The organism is Synechococcus sp. R8-2, from assembly GCF_047461715.1.
Lineage (GTDB): Bacteria > Cyanobacteriota > Cyanobacteriia > Thermostichales > Thermostichaceae > Thermostichus.
Genome location: NZ_JANSHQ010000575.1, coordinates 1 through 3,857, shown reverse-complemented (window position 1 = coordinate 3,857; position 3,857 = coordinate 1). Strand labels below are relative to the sequence as shown.

Here is a 3,857-nt window from a genome sequence, read left to right as displayed (position 1 = left end):
CCCAGCGACACCTCGCGGGTGGCCAGGTATTGGCGGATGCGTTCGTCAAAGCCTTCGTACTGGCCACACAGCAGGATCAGCTGCGCCTTCTGGGCCAGCTCCTGCAGCAGCGCCTGGTTTAGCGGTTGCCCCTGGGGCGTCAGCAGGATGATCTCGCAGGGATCCAACCGGGGCAGGGAGGCGACAGCAGCGAAGAAAGGCTCTGGCTTGAGCACCATGCCCACCCCACCCCCGTAGGGCTCATCATCGACACGGCGGTGCTTATCGGTGGCGAAGTCGCGTGGATTGGTGCAGTGGACTTCGGCGATCCCCTGCTGTAGGGCTTTGCCCACCAGCCCAATGCGCAGCGGCGTTTCAAAAAATTCGGGGAAAAGGGTAAGGATATCGAACCGCACAGGACTCAGGACGAGGTGCGCAACCGCTCCAAATCCAGGCGCAAGGACTCAATCTGATGGATCAGCTCCATCAACTCAGCCATCTCTTCTCTGGAGATAGCCGGCTTGTTGGGGGAGGAAGCTGGTGTCGGGGGAGCATTCTCGACAGGCGCTTCAGAGTCAGGACTTGCCGAGGGGGCGTTGGCGGCTGGATCCCTGAGACTCTCAACGTAACGAACTGCCTCCTGCTCGATCAACTCTCCCTTTTGCTCCAGCTCCGCCGCCAGTTGTCCCAAGTCCATCGAGAGGCGGTTGAGGTTTTCGGTGCGCTTTTCCGGGTCTTGCAGGATCTCCACCAGAGCGGTGGCCGTGCCGTAAAAAATGTGGCGAGCCCGCGTGAACCAATCTGAAGAGTGAGAACTCATGGCAGCAGAAAGAGGTGGGTTGTGGATTATTCTAGGCGATCCACCCACCGGGATTGACCCAAGCATTGCAGACTGAATACCCAGCGCCGAAGGACAGACTGGGATCCAATTCTCCAAAATCCTAGGGACACTCTCAGTCTTAAGGCAGGGCTCAATCGACAGCGCGGATCTCGCCACTGTTTAGGCGCTCCACAATCGATTCCAGCAGTTCGTGCTCTTCTGGGGAAATTTCTTGATCGGCCATGACGGCACTGAGAATCTGCTGTTGCTCGGCGCGAGTCAAGACTTTGTCCGCCAAAGCCCGGTTGATTAGAGCTCTCAGCTCAGAGGGTTGAGAGGGTTCCACCGTTTTTCTCCTAGCGCTGCAGGGCAAGGGGTCCCATAATGGGGTTCTGGATCCAAGAAGCAATGGACAGCGGCCCACCACCCAGTATAACGGTACGGCTGTGGAAACCCAGGTATCCTCAAAAGACCAGAGATCCCAACCTGTGGGGGTGATTGGCGGCGGGCAGTTGGCGCAGATGTTGGCCTTGGCAGCTCGCCAGATGGGGATCCCGCTGGTGGTGCAGGCTGCTGCTCCCACCGATCCGGCGGTGGCAGTGGCCGATGGGGTGGTTTGGGGATCCGTAGCCGACAGCCAGGCCACGGCCCAGTTGTTGGAGCGCTGCCCGGTGGTTACTTTTGAAAACGAGTTTATCCCTCTGCCGGAGCTGAAAAAACTGGATCCGGAGGGATCCCGCTTTCGTCCCAGCCTCAGCACGCTAGAGCCGCTGCTGGACAAGTTGCACCAACGGCAGTTCCTGGCGCGGTTGGGGTTGCCGGTGCCGGCTTTCTTCCCGCTGGAGGCGGTGTTGGATTCGGCAGACCTGGCCGGGTTGGGCTTTCCGGTGGTGCTCAAGCGACGGCGACAGGGCTACGATGGGCAGGGCACCTGCATCTTGCGCGACCGAGTGGCTTTGCAGCAGGCCATTGGCCAATCCAAGGGGATCCCGCTATTGCTGGAGGAATGGATCCCGTTTGAGCGGGAGTTGGCGGTGATGGTGGCGCGGGGGCTGAAGGGAGAGATCCGGGTTTATCCGGTGGTGGAAACTGTGCAGATTGAGCAAATCTGCCGCCATGTCCTGGTGCCTGCCCGCATCCCCCCAACCACCGAGGCCGAGATCCGGCGCTTGGCAGCCGATCTGATGGAAAAATTGGGTGCAGTTGGCGTGTTTGGCATCGAGCTGTTCTGGGTGCCGCCGCCCCACCCCAAGGCCGGGATCTGGATCAACGAAATCTCGCCGCGGGTCCACAATTCCGGCCACTACACCCTAGAAGCCTGCCGCACCTCACAATTCGAGCAACACCTGCGGGCCATCCTCGGCCTGCCTTTGGGGGATCCCTCCCTCAAGTGTGGGGGGGCAGTGATGGTCAATCTCTTGGGCTATGAGCATGCCACCGGCGATTACCCAGAAAAGCGGCAGCGCCTGGCCCAGCTCCCCAATGCCACGGTGCATTGGTACCACAAAACCCCTGCCCGCCCAGGGCGAAAACTGGGCCATGTAACCGTCTGTCTGCCGACTGCTCCCTCTCCTTTCGAAGCAGCAGCCCTTGTCCGCACCCTCGAATCCCTCTGGTACCCCCAGCCATGAGCCAAGTGTCGGATCCCTCATTTTCTCCAGCCACACAAGCCCTGATCCAGGCGATGCAACGGCGGGATGTGCCCGCGGTAGCTCAGCAGGTGAACGGCTTGTCCCCTCAAGAGCGCCCTGCTGTGTTGACCCCTGCCCTCCAATACCTGGCCGAGGTGGATCCCGCCAGCGCCCAGTGGTTTGTTCGCCACCTCATGGCCCCTGCGGTCAAAGCGCAACTGCGAGAAGGGATCCTCAAAGCCGCCCAAGACTACCTACAGGAAGCCGGCTTCACCGAAGGGATCGACTACGAATTCAAGCCTGTTCGCGAAAGCGGTGCGGAGCACCATCCCCAATCGGGGGGCAACATCTTGAGCATCAGCCGCAGAGCCTTGCCCTACGCGGCTCCCGATGACGATCCCTTGGGGCAGTTGTTGTTGGCGGAATTCTGCGAATTGCGAGACTAGGCCACCATGAGCGGTACGAGTTATCGGCTGCAGCTGTTGGACATCACTGCCCTGCCCCAACTGCTGGAGCTGGATCGGCGGTGCTATGGGGGATACTGGGGAGAACAGGGATATCGAGCGGAGCTGGAACGACCCACAAGCACGGTGATTGGGGTAGTGGCGGAACCCGCTGCCGTTGGCGCTTCGTGTGGCTCGGGCCGAGCCGAGTTTCCCCTTCCCTCTCCAAACCCCACTTCGCCGACGCAGACGACAAAAGAGCTGGTGGGCTTCGGCATTCTCTGGCGTATTGAAGAAGAAGCACATATCATCTCTCTGGCGGTGGATCCCGAGCACCGGCAACAGGGCTTGGGCCGGCGGATTCTGGAAGAACTGCTGAACCAAGCGAGAGCAGCAGGCTGCCGCTGGGCCACTCTGGAGGTAAAGGCTTCCAATCAAGCGGCAATCCGCCTGTACGAATCGGCAGGGTTTCAACGGCTGGGACGTCGCAAGGGGTATTACAACGGAGAAGATGCGCTGGTGTATTGGAAGAAACCGATTTAGAAGGCTATCAATTGTAAATTGAAGAACTGCAAACGTATTTCGGGATACACCTTAGGCCAGACAGTGAGCAAGCCAATAGGCTAAGCATATCAAGGCTACAGGGGATCCAACCCATTGACCGAGTGTCGATTGCCCGTTTGATTCTTTATATAGGTCATCAAAATGCTCTCATTCTGTGGATGCAAACTGCCCGCTACAGTTCCTCCCAGCAACACTGACTCTAGCCAATGCAGCCGCATCCATCGCACAACAGAGATCCTGACTTAATCTACAAAGCTCCTGCTCGGTGGGGAAAAGCTATAATCTGCGGTATCAACAACTTGAATTCGATCCTTGCCGTTTGGTGGCCGATCAGAGCTTCAACTTACGGCTGGAGTCCTTGGGCTAATAAGATGTAAAGTTTTATTTCGAGATCCGACATTTCTGCTTCAATATATATTT

Annotated in this window: 5 protein-coding genes and 1 pseudogene; 3 read left to right on the top strand and 3 right to left on the bottom strand. The window is 58.6% G+C overall.

Annotation, left to right across the window (positions count from 1 at the left end):
* From NW819_RS12645 to NW819_RS12635, 3 genes and pseudogenes are all read right to left on the bottom strand, one after another.
* Positions 1 to 395, bottom strand: a pseudogene (locus tag NW819_RS12645) (tRNA (guanosine(37)-N1)-methyltransferase TrmD); the annotation flags it as partial.
* A gap of 5 nt (positions 396 to 400) precedes the next feature.
* Entirely contained in the window at positions 401 to 799 is a 399-nt protein-coding gene (locus NW819_RS12640; protein WP_414329472.1) for a hypothetical protein, read from the bottom strand.
* A gap of 151 nt (positions 800 to 950) precedes the next feature.
* On the bottom strand, positions 951 to 1,145 hold the full coding sequence (locus NW819_RS12635; RefSeq protein ID WP_414329471.1) for a hypothetical protein: 195 nt from the start codon (positions 1,143 to 1,145) through the stop codon (positions 951 to 953).
* Between the two features lie 142 nt (positions 1,146 to 1,287).
* Between NW819_RS12635 and NW819_RS12630 the strand changes: the two genes are divergently transcribed.
* Genes NW819_RS12630 through rimI form a run of 3 tightly spaced genes read left to right on the top strand, consistent with a single transcriptional unit; the run spans position 1,288 to position 3,416 of the window.
* Positions 1,288 to 2,430 carry a 5-(carboxyamino)imidazole ribonucleotide synthase gene (locus NW819_RS12630; protein WP_414413959.1) on the top strand — a complete coding sequence of 381 codons (1,143 nt, stop codon included), beginning with the start codon at positions 1,288 to 1,290 and terminating at the stop codon, positions 2,428 to 2,430.
* Positions 2,427 to 2,876 carry a hypothetical protein gene (locus tag NW819_RS12625; protein ID WP_414413958.1) on the top strand — a complete coding sequence of 150 codons (450 nt, stop codon included), beginning with the start codon at positions 2,427 to 2,429 and terminating at the stop codon, positions 2,874 to 2,876. Before NW819_RS12630 ends, NW819_RS12625 begins: the two co-directional genes overlap by 4 nt.
* A 6-nt stretch (positions 2,877 to 2,882) precedes the next feature.
* Positions 2,883 to 3,416 (top strand): ribosomal protein S18-alanine N-acetyltransferase, encoded by a 534-nt coding sequence (gene rimI / locus NW819_RS12620; protein WP_414351014.1) that lies wholly within the window; start codon positions 2,883 to 2,885, stop codon positions 3,414 to 3,416.
* Positions 3,417 to 3,857: the final 441 nt, after the last annotated feature.

What these genes read in the sequence shown, in the direction of transcription:
- NW819_RS12640 (WP_414329472.1), bottom strand. Translation starts at nt 799, where the DNA reads ATGAGTTCTCACTCTTCAGATTGGTTCACGCGGGCTCGCCACATTTTT.
- NW819_RS12625 (WP_414413958.1), top strand. Translation starts at nt 2,427, where the DNA reads ATGAGCCAAGTGTCGGATCCCTCATTTTCTCCAGCCACACAAGCCCTG.
- rimI (WP_414351014.1), top strand. Translation starts at nt 2,883, where the DNA reads ATGAGCGGTACGAGTTATCGGCTGCAGCTGTTGGACATCACTGCCCTG.